Origin of the sequence: Enterovibrio gelatinilyticus, from assembly GCF_028683095.1 — a bacterium.
Taxonomy (GTDB): Bacteria; Pseudomonadota; Gammaproteobacteria; order Enterobacterales; family Vibrionaceae; genus Enterovibrio; species Enterovibrio gelatinilyticus.
In genome coordinates this window covers 1-19,753 of the sequence record NZ_JAJUBC010000047.1, presented here as the reverse complement: position 1 = coordinate 19,753, position 19,753 = coordinate 1, and the positions used below count along the sequence as shown (strand labels likewise).

The window sequence follows — 19,753 nt, the reverse complement described above, 5'->3', positions numbered from 1 at the left end:
TTGGGTTTGAATCTTATTTCCACTACTCTACAAACTCGATAAAATCCGTTGATTTTATTTCAAATTATGTATTTTTAGCTCTGGCTGGTTTATTTTTATTCTGCATACAATTCATGCCTCCTCCTATCCCTAAGATATTCTTTGGCGGTGTTGTCCCTCATATTCAAGTGAGTCGTCAAACTGGCATGGTAACAATTTGGAAATATGTCCCAATCCTTGGCATAAAACGCAAAACCATTATTATACCTTTTTCTGAGTTTATTCCTTACTTGCATCACCTTGTGACACCAACGGGAACAGGGGCAGGATGGAATGTCATTCTCGCCCACAAAGATTCACGACGCATCAGTTTCGGTGCCATTGGGATGGCGAACCTTAAAAGCCGTGGAGATGCCTTGGCATTCTGGGATTTCTTGCAGCGTTACATGGATGTCGAACAACCCTTACCTGATTCTCCTGTCTTCGAAACGGTTAGGCACCATGACCCAACAACGAAAGCCTATGACGGTACAGTTGGACGACCAGCCAAGTATTGGAAAAGAATGACAAAAGCACAAATTGACAGACGCTCTGATGAAATGGCGATGTACATCGAGCGCTTAGCAAACGGCGAAGATCTCCCTCCCTTTGAGTTTGATTACGAGGCAATGTTAACACCTCACGAACAGAAGCAGAGAAAGCGAGCGAAGAAAAACAGCGATGCTTAAAGTCATTGAGTCATCCTGAATACACAAAGACTGTCAGAGAACAGTTAAATAATATGGATAGAAATCAGAGTATGGATATACTACAAGAGAAAGTTCACGATCTCTAAGGTAAGCTGAGAGCAATAACTAAATCAGGTATGCCTGTTAGAAATGTTGATGGCGCGAAGAAAGAAGCATGGAAGAAATGGTTAGAAAAATAGATGATATAAGTAACTTTAAATTAGTTAACGAGGTTTTGCAGTTCGCTCGCAGTAATAAGCTACTTACGCCAACTGATGATACCAAAAAACATAAGAATGTAATATGTGAACTGGATGAAGCCAAATACTACGCTTGGGAGAAAACATATGGGGATGATGAACTTACATGGGCAGATTATCGCGCCAACAAAGTGAGTGATATTTGGGAGAAAATCTATGAGAATGATGATAAATTCTCGGACATAGAAAACCTACTAACATCAATATTGGAAGAATTATCCGAGGAAGTTAAAAGAAAGCTAGATATAAAACACAGTGCATTATTAGATGATGTTATATCTGACCTAGAGGCATGCATATATAGCCGCGTAATAGAAGCAGATTCCAACAGCTTTTTCGAAGGTGTTTTCTCATCATATACCGATGGTTTTTGGCCTTGTGGCTTTAAGAGTTCCACTAACATTAATGATATAATATTGTATTCTAGATCAGTAGAAATTAATAAGCAGGACGCACAGTCTTGTTGTAGTGAGTAGAAGGTTAGCACTCGTCAGTACAGCTATTATACAACTACGCACACATTTATTCTCCCCTTCACCTCTGCCCAAATTGGTATTATCTCTCCTACACCTTTATCCCCCACCATTTCACCTAATCGACCTCTCATTGTTCCGATTTTGCGAATTATCAAGTCAAATAATACACAATTATCAACCAATCAAAATTTAGATAAGATCATCTTCATCGTCACATATGGAGCATTACTGCTCTTAACTTGTTGAAAAGGTGAAAGTATGGATACGTTGAAAAGAATAATTGCAGTATCGATCATTTCGATGCTTCCTTTGGGTATCAGCCATGCAGATGCTCAATCGGACAACACATTAGCGGTTGCTAAATCATTCCTCGAAGCCGCTGGGAGTGGTAACGGCGCAAAACTGACCGAACTCATGAGCGACGATTTTGTTTGGCATAACGAAGGCGACAAACAAATCCCTTGGATTGGTCCTTGGAAAGGCCAAGAAGACGTTATGGGCAAATTTATGCCCGCATTCGGTAAAGGTTTGACGGTGACAAGCTGGAGCACCGACTACAGTTTTGCTAATGCAGATCAAGCGGTGTTTATGGGCTCAATGAGCGCTGTCCTCAACAACACGGGTGTTGATACTGGCAAATTCACGTGGGCTGTTCGTGTGCATGTAGAAGACGATAAAGTAAAAAGCTGGAACTGGATGGAAGACAGCTATGCGGTATCTAAAGCATACAACGACAACACACAAGCGAACAAAGCGACGGTAGAGACCTTCTATACACTTCTGAGTAACCCGGGTTCTGAAGAAGCAGTAAAAGCCTTCAGCGCTAACACGGCAGATAACTGGGTAAGTGTCGGTAACTATTCTGGCAAGAATAAGTCGAAAGGTGCTTTCTTAGGTCAAATGGGATACTTCGCCAAATTAATCCCAGACTTAAATTGGAATATCGAAGAGATGACGCATGCTGATGATCGTGTGATTGTGCGAGGCCGCGCAACCGGCACGCCAACGGGTCCTCTCTTCGGCGTTGATGGTGCTGGTAAGAGCTTCGACATTATGACGATTGATGTTCATACCATCGAGAATGGCAAAATCTCCAAATCGCATCACGTAGAAGATTGGGCGGGTGCGTTAAAGCAGCTGAAAGGCAAATAAGCCTTGCAAGCAACGTGAATCTAACTGCTGGTCGGTTTGCTATCGACCAGCCTTTTTTAGCAATCTGCCAGTAAAAAGAAGCGAAATACGTAAGCGGTGAATAGAGCTATGTACACCTACTCAACACCGACCTCCTCTCTTCCTGATTCTCTAACCAGACGGGAACCTACAACAAAGGATCAATCACCGCTTGCCAATTTTCTAGGCTTGAGTGGTGATCAACAGGCACCAAACCCGCGTTATTGATGAACACCGTTGGCGTTGCCCAGACCGATCGTGTGGCGGCATAGCGAATGGGCGTTCTTGCCATCACATAGATTTCACTGCTGTCCATACGCTCGAAAAACGCGTCTCTTTCTACCTTGCCATGTTCTTCGGCGTAGTCAGCGACAAGCTGTCGTAAATCGTCATGGGTTTTATGAAGGAAAGGCCCGTTGTAGAACGTATCTTGTCGCTCATAGAGGAAGGTAGCGAACCCATAGAATTTGTCTGCATTTCCCTCTGCCAAGGCAAACAACCCCAAGCTCATGTCCCATGCTTGTCGGTGATTACTCAGGGTTATCAAATGCGTTTTAAGGCTGACCGACGCACCTGTGTAGTGACGCATAACCTCCATGAGGTTTGGCCAAATTGCACGCGAGTGTGGGCATTGAATGTCGACAAAAACATCAATAGTTACTGACGCTTGGGGATCACCAAGAAGAATACCGCTTGGTCGGTGGGGGATTGGTATGCTCATCACTTCCTTGTGTACATTGAGTTCGTTCTCTGTGTCATTTAGTGTAGCGAATGATCAATCATTCGCTCTACAGGACGATTGTTTTATCCATGCTACTCCGATGCTTTTATTCTTTCTTAGTCATTCGCAACGTGATCTTTTCTTGTAACGGAAGTACTGAGGCAGTTTTTGTAGAACGCTCCAGGCCCGACCGAAAGATGCCTCCAATCTTCCAACATTCCTCACAATAAAATACAACAGACACCTGAGCGACAAGCCAAACTTCAACCCAGAATACATTCCTCAGACTTTGTTTCCACCTAGAGCAGATAAAGCCACCATTTGAGACGGCCTTCAAAGGGTAGGTTCTCACAGCAATGTTATATTTCACCGATAACTCTCTGAGAGGGATAGAAAAGTCGTTCTTCTGGAAATGAAATAACATCCATTGTTTTCATACAGGAAGCAAAATATTTTGAACCGATTTTTCTTTCAAGTGCCTCTTAAGCCCAATCAAGCTATGTATGGTTTATCGATGAAAAAACTCCTTGTTGCACTGCTTCTTTTTAGTACCCACTCCTTTGCCAATAACCATTTCTATGCCGGTACCAGCGTATTCCTCTACAGCGATACCGAACTAAAACTAAGTGGCAACACATCAGATAAGAACAGTGATATCGGCGCAAGCGCATTTGGCGGCTACAGTTTTGCAATGTCACCGGGTTTAGAGCTCGGCATTGAAGTTGAGTATGTGAAATACGGTAAAGCAAAATTTACCGATACTTACCATGTAGAAAGTGACGCTGTTTATATAAACGCTAAACCTAAATTCATTGAAGTTGGTAATAATCTATACAGCGCTCTTATTTTAGGTGTTGGCTCTATGTCTGCCGAGATCAAGAATAATGGTCAAACCATAAAAGACTCCGATCTGTCTTACCAAGCGGGTTTTGAAGTTGGCTATATGATTGACGATTGGGATCTCGGTATTGGATACCGCTATCAAACAGCTGATTTCGATGGCTTCTACGGCATGGATATATCCAATCAAAGCTTGACACTTGGCGTACGTTACAACTTCTAAAGCAAAGCCTCGAATCAGTTCAATTATGAGTCAGACACAGGTTGCGCTGACTCATACATTGTTCTTGCCGGCTATACCCAAACAACCTGAAGATGCTCGAACCCATATTTTTAAGACGATGAAATCTCTCGCACCAGCCTTTCACAAAAAGCATGGGTCGACAGATTTCTAAGCTGAACCTGTTCGTCGCCCTTTCCTGACTTAGCAACACGCACCCAGTCTTCTAGCATGCCTTTAAAACCTTTGGTTTCTAACGTATCAGTCCAATCAGGCATTTCGATGCGCTCAGTTTTGCCGTTTTCAAACTTTTCACCGCACAGAAAGCTGTCAAATTGATAGGCTTCATTTTCAAAACACAGAGAAACAGACTCGCAAGTTTTCCCAAATTGGCGGTTCATTTGACCGCTGAACAAAGTGCCATTTTCCTCCCAACTCAAGTTGATCATCGCGATGTCACCGCCCTTTCGCTGAACTGAAATCTGCACATCTTGCTTGTCAATCTCCCCATCAAGATTGAGTGAATCAATGACATGGATCATGTCATCGAGAACGAAGTCTTGCGCTGCTCCTGCAAGGTTCAATCTGTGTTTGTGCCAACTGATCGAACGAAGATCATCTCGCGCCACCAGCGATCGCCAAATAGGGATGTAGCGGCGATTGAAGCCAACAAACAATGGCACTGATTTCTGCTCAGCTAAATCATGCAGCTTTTGATAATCAGAGAAATTCAAAGCGGCAGGTTTATCAACGAAAACGGGAATACCCTGTTCAATAAAGAAGGTGGCAATGGGCGCATGGGTTTCACTGTTGGTGTGGATCATCACACCATCGACATTCATCTCCACCAATTTACGAAAGTTTGTGCAGGTCTCTGCGATGCGATATTCACGCGCTACAGCGGCAAGTTTTTCTGGGTTTCTGGTACATAGGACGAGGTCGAGTTCTGACATACGCGTCAGCAAAGGCAAGTAAGCTTTGGTGGCAATGTCACCCAAGCCAATAATCGCTATTTTCATTGATTATTTTCCATTGTTTTAAAGGCTATATTCCCGCTCTACTTTGGCGATTCGCGTTGTAAAAGCGGCATACCATTTTTTGCGTCCTAGCTTCTGTGCTTCGATATGCTCAACATTCGCTTTCCACTGCTTGATAGAATCGAGATCTCTCCAGTAAGAAACGGTGATACCCAGAGTGTCTCGTGCAGACTCCACACCCAAAAAACCAGGTTGCTGTTCAGCCAATTCGACCATTCGAGCGGCAGTTTCACCGTAGCCATCATCGAGCGCTGTTCTTAGATTGGTAAAAATAACGGCGTAGTAAGGCGGCGCTGGCGTGTTAGCGATGTCTGACATGGCGTTCCTTTCCCTGTTCAATCACGGAGACCTACAGCGTAACCCAGAAAACGTGACGACCCAAGAACGTGAGTCGCCTCTACACCGCTTACGCAGTCTCAAAAGCACTAATCGTGCTCAGATTAATGGTTTTTTCCTCACAAAGTAGCATTGCGACATTATCAATATGCGCTTAGGTTTATTTTGAACCCAAATAAATCAAGAGGTTAAATGATGATGGACAGCAAGAAACTCGCACAAAGAATTCGTGTGGTATGTGTCGCTATCGCGTTGATTACTGTCCCTTTAACGACCTTCGCTAACGAACTTCCCGTCATCAAAGTTGGTGTGCTGAAATTCGGCACCGTCAATTGGGAAATGGACGTGATCAAGCGGAACAAACTTGATGAAAAAGCTGGGTTTACTCTCGATATCACACCACTGGCATCGAAAAACGCGTCGTCTGTTGCACTACAAGGCAACGCCGTAGACGTCATTTTCTCTGATTGGGTCTGGGTAAGTCGTCAGCGCGCAGCAGGGAAAGGCTATACCTTATCCCCTACCTCTGCGACCGCAGGTGGGTTATTTGCCGCTGCTGATCTCACACTCGCCTCCCCTTGCGACATCGCCGGAAAACAGCTTGGTATCGCAGGCGGTGCAGTAGACAAAACATGGGTGCTCTATCAAGCGTATTGCAAAGCAAAAGAGAACAAAGACGTCAGTGAAATCACCGAACAGCAATTTGTCGCGCCGCCACTTCTTAATAAATTACTCATGCAGGGCAAGCTACCCGTCGGCATCAATTTTTGGCATTACGGCGCAAGACTTGAAGCGGCAGGGTTTCAGCCAGTGATTTCTCTTGATCAGATCGTTGAAGGTTTAGGCATTGATACTCAAGTGCCAATGCTCGGCTGGGTATTTGATGAAACATGGGCTAAGGCCAACCATCAATTAGTCGCTGCTTTCTTGAAAACATCCTCAGAGGCCAGAGCCATGTTGCGAACATCAGACGCAGAATGGGAGATCATTCGCCCATTAACCAAGGCCAAAACTGACGAAGTGTTTACTGCACTGAGAGCAGCTTATCGACGTGGCTTCTCGGGCACTTTCGGTGAAAAACAGCAAAAAGCTGCGGCGCAGATTTTCGACATTCTTGCCAAAGAAGGCGGGCCAAAACTTGTTGGGAAGTCCACTTCACTCAGTGAAGGCACATTCTGGCTCAACCAATAAACGTGAAACGGTAAAGGAATTGCCCACACGTGACTCGACCTAACTTGGCTCGATCAAACGCGGAGCGCGCCAACTACCTGCGTCTTGTTATGCCAATATTGATGATGGTCTTTTGGCAGTGGTCGGCCGTGTTAATCAATAGCCCGGACTACCCTACTCCAGTGGCGGTCTACCACGCTTTTGTGTTTGAGTTAACGCAAGAGCAAATGCTTTATCACCTTGGTATGACGCTGTGGCGCGTCATACTGAGCTTCGCGTTTTCTATGGTGCTTGGTGTGATGTTTGGCATCATGATGGGGCGTTTCCCTCGGCTCAATGAGCTATCCGACCCAGTATTGATCCTCGCTTTGAACATTCCTGCATTGGTAACAATCTTGCTTTGTTACCTGAGCATTGGCCTTGTTGAAGCCGCTGCTGTCACCGCCGTAGCACTGAATAAGATCCCGACAGTCGTCGCCATGATCCGCGAAGGTGCACGAATGGTTGATAACGAATTAATTGACGTCGCGCGCGTGTTTCGCCTATCACCCACTACACGTTTTCTTCGAGTTTTTCTGCCGCAACTTTATCCGTACATCATGGCGTCTGCACGCACTGGACTTTCTCTTATCTGGAAGATTGTTTTGGTTGTCGAGTTAATTGGAAGAAGTAACGGCGTTGGATTCAAGCTTCACACCCTATTTCAGTTTTTCGACATTGCAGGCATCCTCGCCTATACCTTTGCATTCGTCGCCATTATTTACCTGCTTGAAGCATTGATATTTCGCCCCTTAGACAAGGTTGTGTCGCGAGGGCGCGTATGATTTCAATCACCTTAAACATTCAAAGTAAGCAGTACCACGATGATGCATTGGTTATCCGCCACTTAACCGGAGAGATAAAATCTGGGAAAATCACCGCCATTGTTGGTCCGTCAGGCTGCGGAAAATCCACCCTGCTAAACATGATTGCAGGTCTAGAACCATCGCATGCCCACGACATTCAGTTTTCCAGCACCAATGCCAACAAACCCAAAGTAGGGTATATATTTCAAACCCCGCGACTCATGCCTTGGCTTACGGCGAAAGAGAATCTCGCACTGGTGTGCGGCAAAGACAATCCGGCGATAAAAGCAACCCTTGATGCCATGGGCATCCTTGATAAACAAGATGCCTACCCTGCAGAGTTATCCGGAGGTATGCAAAAACGGGTAAGCATCGCACGAGCGTTTGTATATAACCCCGATCTCTTGTTACTCGATGAGCCATTTACTTCTTTAGATGCCCCAACCGCAGATCAACTCAGGCGGCAACTGCTCGCACTGTGGGCCAAAAACCAATCCACCATGGTATTTGTTACTCACGATTTGCGTGAAGCCATATCACTAGCAGATGAGATTTGGTTTCTTAGCCGCTCTCCCACTTCAGTGATTCATTCACTGCACATTGACCAACCGATTGAGCGTTTCATCACCTCTCCACACGGTCGGGTTCAAATTGATACCATTACCGAAAGCCTGCTCCATCAACATCCTCATTTACTGAGCGGTTTAACAAGCCAAACCCACGATAAGTAGCGGTCGAAAAATCCTCCCTTCTAATCCGCGCATTTATCTGCAACGTGAGTATAATGACCCCTTTCTTACTGGCCGGTGGAATCCAATATGGCAAAGACGCTGACACAAGAGCGCATCGCAGAGATCCTCAAATTAGACGTTGACCAACGTTATAAATACCTCGTGAAAGAAGTCGTCGAGAATCGCGAAATCTGGATACTGATAGACGAGCACGGTTGCGTCATGCTTAATACCGAAGAAGAAGATTGTGTCCCAGTGTGGCCTAACCAAGAGTTCGCTCAAGAGTGGGCAACGGGTGAATGGGAACACTGCAAACCTGAAGCCATTGGTCTGAACAAGTGGCATAGCCGCTGGACTAACGGCCTGCTGGATGACGAATTGTCTATCGTTGCATTCCCAAACACAGACCTAGAAGGTGTGGTGTTATTCCCAGATGAGTTTGATTTCGACCTCACCAGTCTGGCGAAAAAACAAAAACGCTGATGTGCGTCAATGTGAAATGAGAGAGCAGCTTGTCTGCTCTTTTTTTGAAGTTAACAACCAGCAATATCTCCCCTGTCTCCCCCATCACTGCTATCACTTCAAGCACCAAGCACCAAGCACCAAGCACCAAGCACACTGCATAATCAACAAGATATCGCCACAAATCATTCACATCGCCCCACCACTAAGCAAGTCGCATCACTTAAACATATCAATTGATTAGGCAACTCAATGGGCGCGTTACCGCGCCAGTCCGCAATGGCTAATTTTTCTTAGATTGCGAATAGATCGCATTCAGGAAAAGTCACTCCTCAATAATCTTGATTAGAATCAATAAACCTTCATTCATGCTGGTTGTAGCACCAATTTCCCCCGAATAAACATTCCCTCACATTTAGTGAGTACTTATAGTTCCCCCGCAATATTTCATCAAAGATTCTACGTTTTAGACCCTAACAGGCATTCATTTGGTGAATGTTTGTTAATGAGTTTGAAGCTAATAAAAATAGCTAAGTCAATTAGCACACAGATCCGCGAAAGCGGTGTGAGACTGACAATGAAAAACTGGATCGATAAGGCGGTATTAGCGCCGATGAAGCGTCGAAGCTTCATGAAGTGGGGGGCAGCCATCGGTGGTGGTTCGGCACTGGCTGCTGGTTTACCACTGAAAGCGGTTGCCAAAACTACGGCAACAAACGCCATTGAAACCAAAACGGTATGGTCTGCTTGTATGGTGAACTGTGGTAGCCGTTGTGCGCTGCAAGTGCACACCCAAAATGGCGTGATCACCCAAATTGAATCAGACAACCGTGGCGATGACCAAGGCTTTGGTAATCACCAAGTGCGTGCGTGTCTGCGTGGCCGCTCTATCAAACACCGTGTTTACAACCCAGACCGCCTGAAATACCCAATGAAGCGTATCGGCAAACGTGGCGAAGGCCAGTTTGAACGCATTAGCTGGGACGACGCGCTGGATTTGATGGCAGAAAAACTGCAGTACACCATCAAAGAATACGGTAATGATTCAATCTTCATTACCTACGGTTCAGGCACACAAGGTTACCGCACCGACGGTAAAGACTGCTTCAAGCGTCTGTTCAACCTTGTGGGTGGTTTCCTTGATTACTACGGTAACTACAGCTGGGGCCAAATTCAGTTTGCTCTGCCGTTCACTTACGGCTCCATCAAACCGTCTGCTTACGGTAGCTACACCACGGAAATCGAAAACGCTGATCTACTGGTCATGTTCGGTTACAACCCTGCCGAAACCCGCATGAGTGGTGGTGGTGAGATCCACGAGCACATCAACGCACAACGTAAGAATAACGTGCGTACCATCATTATCGATCCGCGTTACACAGACACCATGCTGGGTAAAGAAGATCTCTGGCTGCCAATCCGCCCAGGTACTGATGCGGCACTGGTTGAAGGTATCGCACACACCTTGATCACCGAGAACTTGGTTGACCAAGATTTCTTGAACAAGTACTGCCAAGGCTACGACGCGTCTACCCTGCCAGCCAGCGCACCGCAAAACGGTCACTACAAAGCGCACATTCTGGGTCAAGGTCCTGACGGCATCGAGAAGACTCCTGCGTGGGCATCGAAAATCACAGGTATTCCTGTTGATCAAATCGTGCAACTTGCGCGTGAGATCGGTACGGCAAAAGCGTGTTTCATTACCCAAGGTACGGGTATTCAGCGTCAGGCGAACGGCGAGCAAACTTCTCGTGCGATCGTGATGCTGCCAATCCTAACGGGTAACATCGGCCGCCCTGGCACAAACACCGGTGATATGCCTGCGAACTGGAGTTACCCAGCACCGCGTATTCCAACCGGCGTTAACCCGATTCAAGTAAAAGTGCCGTTCTTTAAATGGAGCGATGCGATTTACCGTCACCACGAAATGACCGACAAAACCGACGGCATTCAAGGTGCGGAACGCCTTCGTACCCCGATCAAGTTCCTACTGAGCTACTCAGGCAACATGATCATGAACCAGCATGCGGACATCAACAAACACCGCAAACTGATCGAAGATGAAAGCCAAGCAGAATTCATTGTGGTGTGCGATAACCACATGACCTCGTCTGCGCGTTTCGCTGACCTGCTTCTACCAGACGTGACCACCATCGAAAACAACGAAGTGAGCTCGGACGGTTACTCTTCGGGTTCACTGGGCGGCGTATTCCCACTGGTGCGCGCTATCGAGCCACTGTACGAAACGCGTTGTGCCTACGACATGTGTGTGGGTCTGTCAGAGCGCCTAGGCGTGAAAGACGCGTTCACCGAAGGCCGCACCCGTGACGGTTGGTTGGAATACCTTTACGAAGGTGCGCGTGCAAAAGATGCGAATCTGCCTACACTGGAAGACCTGCGTAAAAACGGTCCTTACACCTTGGCAGCGCCAAAAGAAGGTCGTATCGCACTGGAAGATTTCCGTAACGATCCAGAAAAGCACGCCCTGGGCACGCCGTCTGGCAAGATTGAAATCTACTCCACCAAGCTGGAAACCATCGCGAAAGAGTGGACCTTGGCTGACGATGAAATCATCACGCCTATTCCTCAGTACGTGACCACATGGGAAAGCCACTTGGATCCAAAGACCGAGCAGTTCCCGCTGCAATTCTTTGGTTACCACACCAAAGGCCGCACGCACTCTACCTACCACAACATTCCGTGGCTGCGTGAAGTGGTGTTCGACGGTATTTGGATGAACCCCATTGATGCGAAAGCACGTGGTCTTGAAAGCGGCGACTATGTTCGCGTGTTCAACGATCGTGGCGAAATTCGCGTTGCCATCAAAGTGACCCCGCGCATCATGCCGGGCGTAACTGCGCTAGGCCAAGGTGCTTGGTACAACCCAGATAAAGACGGCGTCGATTTGGGCGGTTGTATCAACACATTGACCTCACAGAAGAACACACCACTGTCGAAGGGGAATCCTCAGCACACCATTTTGGTTCAAGTGGCCAAGGTTTAAGGGGAGATAAATAGATGACTCAATACGGATTCCACGTCGATACCAGTAAATGCACTGGCTGTAAAACCTGTCAGGTTTCATGCAAAGACCGCAGCGATCTACCTGTGGGCGTTAACTGGCGTCGTGTTTACGAATACGCCGGCGGTGACTGGGTGCAAAACGATGATGGCACAGTAAGCCAAAACGTTTACGCCTACTACATGTCGATTTCATGTAACCACTGCTCAAACCCAGCGTGTGTGAAAGCCTGTCCAACAGGTGCGATGCACAAGCGCACTGAAGACGGCCTTGTGGTTGTCGATAAAGACGTGTGTGTGGGCTGTCAGTACTGTGGCATGGCGTGCCCTTACGGCGCACCGCAATACCACCCAGAAAAGAAACACATGACCAAGTGTGATGGCTGTTACGAGCGCGTTGCCGAAGGCCGCAAGCCTGTGTGTGTTGAATCTTGCCCATTGCGTGCGTTGGATTTTGGTCCAATGGATGAACTTCGTGAAATGTATGGCACCAAGAACGACGTTGCGCCATTGCCAGACCCGCGTCTGACTTCACCTAACTTGATCGTGACCACTTGCCGCAATTCTCGTCCAACGGGCGACACCACCGGCAGCATCCAAAACCCGACAGAGGTATCGCTATGAGTGAATTATCGCTGGTTTTCTTTACCGTTCTGGCGCAATCCGCCGTTGGTATGTTTATCGCGCTAGGGTTGGTTGAGCTGTTCTTCAAACCTGAACGCAAAGGCATGAACATCGCATTCATGGCATCACTGGCGTTGCTCGGTCTAGGTGCAATGGCATCGGTGACGCACTTGGGTCAGCCATTCCGCATGTTCAACGTCATGTTTGGTCTGGCACACCTGTCAGCACTGAGCTTGGAAATTGTTGCGCTATCCCTGTTTGGTGGTGCGGCCTTTACCTACACCGCGCTGCGTGTGTTGAACATTCAACCAACACTGCAAAAGCTCACGCTACCAGCAGCCATGGCACTGGGTGTGGTCTTCATCCTTGCGATTGTTAACGTGTACCGTTTGCCAACCGTGGTGAGCTGGAACTCACATTGGACAACCTTCCAATTCCTGATGACAGCGGGTGTTGTTGGCCCAATTGCAGCCGCGATGGCATTGCGTGTGCTTGCCCCTCAGCTTGGTAAAGCCCAAGCCTGTGCGGATCGCACGCTGGGTATGGCTGCACTGATCACCATGGCAATCTCTTTGATTGGCTTTGGCGGTTATGCGGTGTGGCTAGGCCAACTAGACGCTTACACCAACCCCTTCGCGATTGCGAACGCAGAAGCCTTCACCATGGCGCGCATCGGTTTGATGGCATCAGGTGTGGTGCTGTTTGCCTCTCAAGCATTGCGTGGCAACAACAAAAACGCTGGCATCACCATTGCCGCGTTCTTGATGGTGGTAATGGCGGAACTGTCTGGTCGTGCGTTCTTCTACGACGCCTTCATCAGCGCAAGTTCTGGCATGTAAGCATCGCCAATACGTTCCAAAAGGGGCTGGATAGCCAGCCCCTTCTTTTTTAGTTTTTTCTCGCTCGTTCTTTGTTTTATCGCGTTACCTTTTTTCTTTTTTCCACCGTCTTTTTATTTTTATCAGTTTGTTTTATTTATTAATTTCAGTCGAATAAGCCCATTACCATGAATGACTTTCGTTACCAAACGCTTGCAAGCCTTACCATCGCTAGCCACTTTTTTTACCGCGCTCTGCACCAAGCGCCAGATGCCGCGTTTATTGATGCGTTGTACGACGAAGCACTGTTCGAAGAATGGCCAGTTGAAGTACGAAACGACAAAGTGGAACACGGCTTAGCCCTCCTAAAAACGCGCCCTGACCTGCACGCTATTTCCCGTGACTACGCACAACTGTTTGTGGGGCCGAACACCCTGACGGCTGCCCCGTGGGGGTCAGTGTATCTGGCAGAAGAGCAAACCACCTGTGGCAAAACCACCCTAGCGATCCGCGCCTTTTATGCCGACCACGGCATTGCCATCGACACGGGCGAGCGCGAACCTGAAGATCACATCGGCTTGGTGTTTTCATTTATCGCCTACTTGGTGGAAACCGCGCTGACCACGCAAGTGATCGAAATGGCACATAACGAGAGCTTGGTATCGTTGCAAACCTTCCTAACGGACCATGTATTAACATGGGCGCCACGTTTCTTTGCGGTGATGCGAGAAGGCGCAACCACCGAGTTTTACCAAGGCCTGAGCTTATTGGCTGAAGGTACGTTGGAGCAACTGGCTTCTCAGGTGGATGCGCAATACAAAATCGTGACGGTTTACCGCTAATACAGGCTGCAATTCATCATGTCTGACAGAGACGAGCGTTACTACACTGCACAACTCAACATGCAAACATGCAGCCGTCGTGGGCTGTTTCGTGGCTTGTGGTCTGGCGTCAGTAAACCCGTAAAAACACAAGCAGGCCTTGCCGCAAAGCGCACCGTGCCAAGGCCACCGACAGCGGTTGATGAAAGTCTGTTGAATCGTTTGTGTGACGGGTGCGGAAAGTGTGTCGATGCTTGCCCACCGCGTATTATCAGCATGATTGAAGGTAAGCCAGTACTTACTTTAGATGGAGGCGCGTGCACTGAGTGCGCAGAATGCCAACGTGCTTGTCCCACACTGGCATTGGCGAATTCATCACTCGATAAATTGCCTTCAACAGGCGCAGTGGCAACGCTGTCTGGCATGTGTATTCGTCAAATGGGTGCGCCTTGCCAATCCTGTTCAGAGGCATGCCCTCATCAAGCGATTGACACTGTAAATCGCAGTATCGCTATCAACTCTGAAAAATGTTCCGGTTGTGCCCAATGCCGCGTCGCCTGCCCTGCTTATGCCATACAGATAGTGATGCGATGAAATGTGACATTTCCCGCCCCCAACACAGGCAAGCAACTCCTGCTGCATAAAAAAAGTTCGCCCAGTGTTGGCGAACTTTTTTATTTCTATCAAGGCTTATTGCTACTCTTCACAGCCAGCTTTCAATGGGTAACAAACCACTCAGCCATGCCCCCGTGCGCAACAAAAATCCAGTATCAGGCTCGGTCTCAAAGGAACGACGATAATGGTGGTCAATCCAATGCATCTTCCCATTTTCCATTTTCACCTGATACGCGTTTTTGCTCAGTTCTTCAAAGAAGGTACGCTCGGCGCCATACACATAGTTCGGCGTCTCAAACATCACTGCCATTTCCGTATTCAAACGGGCAGAGCGTGGGTCTAAATTCATCGAGCCCACAAAGAGTTTTTCTGAATCAAGCATCATCACTTTGGCATGAAGGCTTGAGCGACTGCTTCCTGTGACACTCCAATGATGACGTAAATAACTGTGCGCTTTCATTTCCCAAAGCTCAATGCCCCCTTCCACTAACGCTTGGCGATATTTCGCATACCAACCGTGCACCGCAAAGACATCGTTGGACGCCAAGGAATTGGTCAGCACCACGATGCGCTTACCGCTCAGTGACGCTTGAATCAAGGCTCGCGTGCCTGCTTCTGTGGGTACAAAATACGGAGAGATGAGTATTATCGAGGTTTCGACCCCTTCAAGTACCTCGGTAAGCCCAGTGATCAAAAGACTGTCGCCATCGTCAACTTTAGCGGGTGAATCAAACAACAAACGGGCTGGCCCCCAGTTCAAGGCAATCTGGTTATCTTTGATTTTTTTGTATAGCGGCAAGGTCGCGAAGTTATATTCATCACTGGTGAACTTGTGTTCGATGCGCGAATCTTGTCGCCAGCGAGCAACATCTTCCGCTTTAGGTACTCGTTTGCTCTTTTGTATCCAGGACATCGGCACAGCGTGTTCGCTATTCCAGTACAGGTCGAACTGCTCTGCGGTGTCGTCAACCACAGGGCCATTGAGCAACACATCGAAATCTCCAAATTCCACGTTTGAGCGGAACGAGAAATATTCATTGCCAATATTGCGCCCACCCACCACTGAGACAACGCCATCTGCCGTCATCGATTTGTTGTGCATGCGTCGGTTCAAGCGCTTTGAATCGGTAATCCAAGACAGCATTCTGAGGGCACGAAATTGATGAGGGTTAAACAAGCGAACATGAATGTTTGGGTGACCATCAAGATACGCAATATCGCTGTCTTTACGGCTTTGCATATCATCGATCAGTAACCTGACTTTTACGCCTCGCTCTGCTGCTTCGTACAAGCGCCAGACAATCAGTTGGCTCGTTTCATCGTTACTGAAGATGTAGTACTGCAGATCAAGGCTATGCTCAGCCGATTCAATCATGGCTAAACGAGTCAACAATGCATCATGGCCCGTTTCTAAGGGGAAGAAACCTGAAAACGCATCAGGCACACCATCAGGCTTCGAGAAATAATTCGAAAGTACAGAATTGGCTTGATAGCCAGAATGATATTGCTCGGCCTTAGGAGAATGTCCTTCGCCATAACTTGGCTGATAGGTAAACGCGATGACGACACAGACAATAAGAATGGCAAAAAAAGAAAGTAACAGTTTCTTTATCAAGAGGTTGAATCCGTTCAATAGCTTTGAGCACAAACTACCATACGAAGATCAATTTGGCGTACATAACAAGGCAGGTAGGTCGCTTTTATCGCTGGATTGGTGCAGAGCTCTAAATTCTCACCTTGCGCATTGAGTCTTAGGTTTTGAGTAAATTACGTTCTGAGTAAATTGGGGCTCGAGGAAATTAGCTGCTGAATAAAACAAAAGCGGGCAATGCCCGCTCTGTTATTTTTCCGTTATCACACTCTACAGCATTAGTTGAGTGCAACAGGTTTTACCCTTGTGTGCTCTGCCAGCACATTGATGGCCGCCGCTTTGTAGAGCGGGTTCGCTTCAATGTTCTCAAAAAGCCACTTGCAGCTAAACACCATTTTAATAGCATGCACTTCTGGCACTGACGTGATGCCGCTTGCAATGTCTTGCCATTCCGTCGCATCCACATACGCTTGCGCTTCTGAGGCTATCGTCGGCAAGGTTTCAGGGAAACCTTTTTCAAGGTACAAGCCAGTCAACCATATCCAATAACGTTGCCAAAGCTCCGCCAACACTGGGCGAACACTGTTACCGCTTTGCAGCATTTGCTGAGTGATATCCGCCAGTGCTTGATATGCGGTCACACAATGCAAGGTCGTGAGTGCTGGCTCGAACAGGTACAAGCTAATAGCACGATCACCGATTTCTTGAATTTTCAGCTCAAGATTTTCTTCAGTAATAAAGAAATTCTCAGCAACGGCGATGTCGTGAAGCACAGGTTCAGAACACAGGCGTTCACACACACTCAGGCTTCCACCCCAGAAACTGATTTGGGGTTTCGCCGCATGCAGCAGTGCCCAATTCTCCGCGGCACTGGCTGACACCGTTGTCAAATCCGTGCGAGGTGGCAGCATACGTTTGTACAAATCTTCGTAACGGATCGCCCAGTAAGCGAGTGCATCCGCAATCAAGCCTTTATCGCCGTGCATCATAGCAAAGCTTAATCGGATCAATGGGTGAAACAAACCCATTGGCAGTGCGTATTGCAGCCTTTCAAGTACTGCCATCAAGTACGCATTTTGATCGTCTGTGGCATTCAAGCCTTCAAAGAACACACGCTGAAAATCTGCCAGCATATTGGCTTGCCCTAAATAGTCAGGCCAGTTTTCTTGGGTGATCACGCCTTTGTCCATTAAGCGTAAATCATCACTGATTTTCGAACGATAGCGAGGCCAGGTTGAGCGGAAGTTACGTATATCTTCATCGCTCGCGCCCAAGCCCTGCAATGACATGATAGTCATCGGGTAATGGTTCGCCATACCGCCTTTCGTCACGCCACCCAAATTGGGGTGGAATGCACTGTCTTTCAGCATTTCATCGTTTACCAACGCAGACATGTCAGGCGCTGCGTTGAATAGTCTTGTCGCCGTGTTTGATTTTGTGAATAACATAATGACTCCTCCGTACGTTGGTAAATATTTCTTATTTTTTCGTATATATTTCAGTTTTTTGTTGCTCGCACACTGAAAAATGCGCTTACAAAAAGTCGACCGTTGGGGCGACCGGCACAATACCGTGCGGGTTACGCAGTGGACTTTTTGAGTTATAGCCGCGGCGATACACATCCAGATCGATGGTGTCTCGCACGCCCGGTTGTTTCACCAGTGCTTTCAAATATGCCGAGATATTCGGGTAATCACGTAACGCTTTCAGGTTGCATTTGAAGGCGGTGAAATACCCCACATCAAAGCGCACCAGCGTCGGCAATAATCGCCAATCCGCTTCGGTGATCGCATCGCCCAGCAAGAAGGTCTGCTCGCCAAGGCGGGCTTCGATCTTTTCAAGCGATTCGAACAACACCATCACCGCTTCGCTATAAGCGTCTTGCGTTCGTGCAAAACCCGCTTTGTACACGCCGTTATTGACCGTGTTAAAAATCCAATCGTTCAGCGCATCAATGTCTTGCGCCAATGCGGCTGGGTAAAAATCTTGCTCATCACCCGTGACGTCATTAAATGCGCTGTTGAACATACGAATGATCTCTGAGGATTCATTACTCACAATGGTCTGGGTTTTCTTATCCCAGAGCACGGGCACCGTGACGCACCCGGTGAAATCAGGGTTCGATTTCACGTAAAGCTGGTGCATGGCTTCAAGGCCTAGCAGCTCGTCGGTAAAGCGCGGATTGCTCGCATCAAACACCCACCCTTGGTCAGTGCGAAGCGGTGCAACTAGAGACACGCCCACCACGTCTTGCAGCTTTTTCACTTGGCGATAAATCAAGGTTCGGTGCGCCCATGGGCAGTTCAATGCCGCGAATAAGTGGTAGCGTCCTGCTTCGGCTTTAAAGCCCGCATCGCCGCTTGGTCCTGCTTCGCCTGTCGCTGTCACCCAACTGCGGAATTTAGCCGTACCGCGCACAAATCGCCCTTGTGCGTTTTCATATTCTTTGGCTTCCAACTCACGCAACGCATCATCGGTCAGCCAGCGGCCTTCAACTAATTTTCCCATTGCTTCACTCCTTAACTGCACGTCACTCGCCTTCTCTGCGTTGACGTGTTTGAATCATTTTCCTATTTGTTCACGGCCGTGTGGTGTCGTGAAATTCAATACAGGGCCAATCGGCACAATGCGTGTCGGGTTGACCGTTTCATGGCTGCCGTAATAGTGCGCCTTGATGTGGTCGATGTTCACCGTCTCTGCAACGCCCGGCTGTTGATAAAGCTCGCGCAAGTAACCTGAGAGATTTGGGTATTCGACGATGCGACGACGGCTACACTTGAAATGTCCGACATAAACAGCATCGAATCGGACCAAGGTGGTGAACAAACGCCAGTCAGCTTCAGTGATTTGGTCACCGACCAAATATCGACTTTCTGCCAAGCGTTCTTCCAGTTTGTCCAAGGCACTGAAAAGGTCGTCCACGGCTTCGTCATAGGCTTCTTGAGTCGTCGCAAACCCTGCGCGATAAACGCCGTTATTGATGTTTGGGTAAATGAAGTCATTAATTTCATCAATTGCCTCTCTCATCGATTCGGGATAAAAATCGCCGTCCTTTGCGCCAACGTCATCAAACCCGCTGTTGAACATGCGAATGATTTCCGCGGATTCATTGCTCACAATCGTTTGGGTTTTCTTATCCCAAAGCACAGGCACTGTTACGCGTCCGGTATAGTCAGAGCGTGCTGCCGTATACACTTGGTGCAGATACGTTTTGTTGTTCACGCTGTCTGCAATCACGTCGTCACCCGGCAAGAATGTCCAACCGTCATCGCCCATAAAGGCATTCAC

The 19,753-nt window shown here is 47.8% G+C and carries 20 protein-coding genes; 13 read left to right on the top strand and 7 right to left on the bottom strand.

Translation table 11 applies throughout. The features are described from left to right. Nucleotides 1-113: 113 nt before the first annotated feature. The 3 genes from LRP50_RS24325 (at nt 114) to LRP50_RS24315 (ending at nt 2,595) form a co-directional block, all read left to right on the top strand. The gene (locus LRP50_RS24325) at nt 114-707 is read left to right on the top strand and encodes a hypothetical protein (RefSeq protein ID WP_274167007.1); all 594 of its coding nucleotides are present in this window, start codon (nt 114-116) and stop codon (nt 705-707) included. A 175-nt stretch (nt 708-882) separates the two neighbouring features. Continuing rightward, entirely contained in the window at nt 883-1,443 is a 561-nt protein-coding gene (locus LRP50_RS24320) for a hypothetical protein (RefSeq protein WP_274167006.1), read from the top strand. A 258-nt stretch (nt 1,444-1,701) separates the two neighbouring features. Beyond that, a complete protein-coding gene (locus tag LRP50_RS24315; RefSeq protein WP_274167005.1) occupies nt 1,702-2,595 on the top strand; it encodes a nuclear transport factor 2 family protein in 894 nt (297 codons plus the stop codon). A 166-nt stretch (nt 2,596-2,761) separates the two neighbouring features. Here the strand turns inward: LRP50_RS24315 and LRP50_RS24310 are convergent, their stop codons facing one another. Further along, complete coding sequence (locus tag LRP50_RS24310; RefSeq protein WP_274167004.1) at nt 2,762-3,334, bottom strand: DsbA family protein; 573 nt, start codon at nt 3,332-3,334, stop codon at nt 2,762-2,764. 514 nt (nt 3,335-3,848) lie between these two features. Here LRP50_RS24310 and LRP50_RS24305 point away from each other — a divergent pair. Next, entirely contained in the window at nt 3,849-4,397 is a 549-nt protein-coding gene (locus tag LRP50_RS24305) for an outer membrane beta-barrel protein (protein WP_274167003.1), read from the top strand. Nucleotides 4,398-4,507: 110 nt separating this feature from the next. Here the strand turns inward: LRP50_RS24305 and LRP50_RS24300 are convergent, their stop codons facing one another. Together LRP50_RS24300 and LRP50_RS24295 are read right to left on the bottom strand one after the other, a co-directional pair. Beyond that, entirely contained in the window at nt 4,508-5,413 is a 906-nt protein-coding gene (locus LRP50_RS24300; RefSeq protein WP_274167002.1) for a Gfo/Idh/MocA family protein, read from the bottom strand. Between the two features lie 18 nt (nt 5,414-5,431). Beyond that, the gene (locus LRP50_RS24295) at nt 5,432-5,749 is read right to left on the bottom strand and encodes an antibiotic biosynthesis monooxygenase family protein (RefSeq protein WP_274167001.1); all 318 of its coding nucleotides are present in this window, start codon (nt 5,747-5,749) and stop codon (nt 5,432-5,434) included. Between the two features lie 210 nt (nt 5,750-5,959). On the opposite strand from LRP50_RS24295, the gene LRP50_RS24290 reads away from it, so the two are divergent. The 9 genes from LRP50_RS24290 (at nt 5,960) to LRP50_RS24250 (ending at nt 14,853) form a co-directional block, all read left to right on the top strand. Then, nucleotides 5,960-6,958 carry an ABC transporter substrate-binding protein gene (locus LRP50_RS24290; protein ID WP_274167000.1) on the top strand — a complete coding sequence of 333 codons (999 nt, stop codon included), beginning with the start codon at nt 5,960-5,962 and terminating at the stop codon, nt 6,956-6,958. A gap of 29 nt (nt 6,959-6,987) precedes the next feature. Then, nucleotides 6,988-7,761 carry an ABC transporter permease gene (locus tag LRP50_RS24285; protein ID WP_274166999.1) on the top strand — a complete coding sequence of 258 codons (774 nt, stop codon included), beginning with the start codon at nt 6,988-6,990 and terminating at the stop codon, nt 7,759-7,761. After that, entirely contained in the window at nt 7,758-8,513 is a 756-nt protein-coding gene (locus tag LRP50_RS24280) for an ABC transporter ATP-binding protein (RefSeq protein ID WP_274166998.1), read from the top strand. The genes LRP50_RS24285 and LRP50_RS24280 overlap by 4 nt, the downstream gene beginning before the upstream one ends. A gap of 87 nt (nt 8,514-8,600) precedes the next feature. After that, the gene (locus LRP50_RS24275) at nt 8,601-8,996 is read left to right on the top strand and encodes a DUF2750 domain-containing protein (protein ID WP_028021546.1); all 396 of its coding nucleotides are present in this window, start codon (nt 8,601-8,603) and stop codon (nt 8,994-8,996) included. A gap of 556 nt (nt 8,997-9,552) precedes the next feature. Continuing rightward, nucleotides 9,553-11,979, top strand: a complete 2,427-nt coding sequence (locus tag LRP50_RS24270; protein WP_274166997.1) for a DMSO/selenate family reductase complex A subunit — start codon at nt 9,553-9,555, stop codon at nt 11,977-11,979. Nucleotides 11,980-11,993: 14 nt separating this feature from the next. Further along, nucleotides 11,994-12,620: a DMSO/selenate family reductase complex B subunit gene (locus LRP50_RS24265; RefSeq protein WP_129495912.1), complete on the top strand. Its 627-nt coding sequence runs from the start codon at nt 11,994-11,996 to the stop codon at nt 12,618-12,620. Continuing rightward, nucleotides 12,617-13,459 carry a dimethyl sulfoxide reductase anchor subunit family protein gene (locus LRP50_RS24260; RefSeq protein ID WP_274166996.1) on the top strand — a complete coding sequence of 281 codons (843 nt, stop codon included), beginning with the start codon at nt 12,617-12,619 and terminating at the stop codon, nt 13,457-13,459. The genes LRP50_RS24265 and LRP50_RS24260 overlap by 4 nt, the downstream gene beginning before the upstream one ends. A 167-nt stretch (nt 13,460-13,626) precedes the next feature. Next, nucleotides 13,627-14,280 carry a TorD/DmsD family molecular chaperone gene (locus LRP50_RS24255; protein WP_274166995.1) on the top strand — a complete coding sequence of 218 codons (654 nt, stop codon included), beginning with the start codon at nt 13,627-13,629 and terminating at the stop codon, nt 14,278-14,280. An 18-nt stretch (nt 14,281-14,298) separates the two neighbouring features. Continuing rightward, entirely contained in the window at nt 14,299-14,853 is a 555-nt protein-coding gene (locus tag LRP50_RS24250; protein ID WP_274166994.1) for a 4Fe-4S binding protein, read from the top strand. 109 nt (nt 14,854-14,962) lie between these two features. On the opposite strand, the gene LRP50_RS24245 is transcribed toward LRP50_RS24250, so the two are convergent. The 4 genes from LRP50_RS24245 to LRP50_RS24230 form a co-directional block, all read right to left on the bottom strand. Continuing rightward, the gene (locus LRP50_RS24245; protein WP_274166993.1) at nt 14,963-16,489 is read right to left on the bottom strand and encodes a phospholipase D family protein; all 1,527 of its coding nucleotides are present in this window, start codon (nt 16,487-16,489) and stop codon (nt 14,963-14,965) included. A gap of 254 nt (nt 16,490-16,743) precedes the next feature. Further along, entirely contained in the window at nt 16,744-17,913 is a 1,170-nt protein-coding gene (locus LRP50_RS24240) for a questin oxidase family protein (RefSeq protein WP_274166992.1), read from the bottom strand. Between the two features lie 85 nt (nt 17,914-17,998). After that, a complete protein-coding gene (locus LRP50_RS24235; protein ID WP_274166991.1) occupies nt 17,999-18,973 on the bottom strand; it encodes a glutathione S-transferase family protein in 975 nt (324 codons plus the stop codon). 54 nt (nt 18,974-19,027) lie between these two features. Then, nucleotides 19,028-19,753, bottom strand: a 726-nt coding sequence (locus LRP50_RS24230; RefSeq protein WP_274166990.1) for a glutathione S-transferase family protein, incomplete at its 5' end; no start/stop codon positions are given.

What these genes read in the sequence shown, in the direction of transcription:
- LRP50_RS24325 (WP_274167007.1), top strand. Translation starts at nt 114, where the DNA reads ATGCCTCCTCCTATCCCTAAGATATTCTTTGGCGGTGTTGTCCCTCAT.
- LRP50_RS24320 (WP_274167006.1), top strand. Translation starts at nt 883, where the DNA reads ATGGAAGAAATGGTTAGAAAAATAGATGATATAAGTAACTTTAAATTA.
- LRP50_RS24315 (WP_274167005.1), top strand. Translation starts at nt 1,702, where the DNA reads ATGGATACGTTGAAAAGAATAATTGCAGTATCGATCATTTCGATGCTT.
- LRP50_RS24310 (WP_274167004.1), bottom strand. Translation starts at nt 3,334, where the DNA reads ATGAGCATACCAATCCCCCACCGACCAAGCGGTATTCTTCTTGGTGAT.
- LRP50_RS24305 (WP_274167003.1), top strand. Translation starts at nt 3,849, where the DNA reads ATGAAAAAACTCCTTGTTGCACTGCTTCTTTTTAGTACCCACTCCTTT.
- LRP50_RS24300 (WP_274167002.1), bottom strand. Translation starts at nt 5,413, where the DNA reads ATGAAAATAGCGATTATTGGCTTGGGTGACATTGCCACCAAAGCTTAC.
- LRP50_RS24295 (WP_274167001.1), bottom strand. Translation starts at nt 5,749, where the DNA reads ATGTCAGACATCGCTAACACGCCAGCGCCGCCTTACTACGCCGTTATT.
- LRP50_RS24290 (WP_274167000.1), top strand. Translation starts at nt 5,960, where the DNA reads ATGATGATGGACAGCAAGAAACTCGCACAAAGAATTCGTGTGGTATGT.
- LRP50_RS24280 (WP_274166998.1), top strand. Translation starts at nt 7,758, where the DNA reads ATGATTTCAATCACCTTAAACATTCAAAGTAAGCAGTACCACGATGAT.
- LRP50_RS24275 (WP_028021546.1), top strand. Translation starts at nt 8,601, where the DNA reads ATGGCAAAGACGCTGACACAAGAGCGCATCGCAGAGATCCTCAAATTA.
- LRP50_RS24270 (WP_274166997.1), top strand. Translation starts at nt 9,553, where the DNA reads ATGAAAAACTGGATCGATAAGGCGGTATTAGCGCCGATGAAGCGTCGA.
- LRP50_RS24265 (WP_129495912.1), top strand. Translation starts at nt 11,994, where the DNA reads ATGACTCAATACGGATTCCACGTCGATACCAGTAAATGCACTGGCTGT.
- LRP50_RS24260 (WP_274166996.1), top strand. Translation starts at nt 12,617, where the DNA reads ATGAGTGAATTATCGCTGGTTTTCTTTACCGTTCTGGCGCAATCCGCC.
- LRP50_RS24255 (WP_274166995.1), top strand. Translation starts at nt 13,627, where the DNA reads ATGAATGACTTTCGTTACCAAACGCTTGCAAGCCTTACCATCGCTAGC.
- LRP50_RS24250 (WP_274166994.1), top strand. Translation starts at nt 14,299, where the DNA reads ATGTCTGACAGAGACGAGCGTTACTACACTGCACAACTCAACATGCAA.
- LRP50_RS24240 (WP_274166992.1), bottom strand. Translation starts at nt 17,913, where the DNA reads ATGTTATTCACAAAATCAAACACGGCGACAAGACTATTCAACGCAGCG.
- LRP50_RS24235 (WP_274166991.1), bottom strand. Translation starts at nt 18,973, where the DNA reads ATGGGAAAATTAGTTGAAGGCCGCTGGCTGACCGATGATGCGTTGCGT.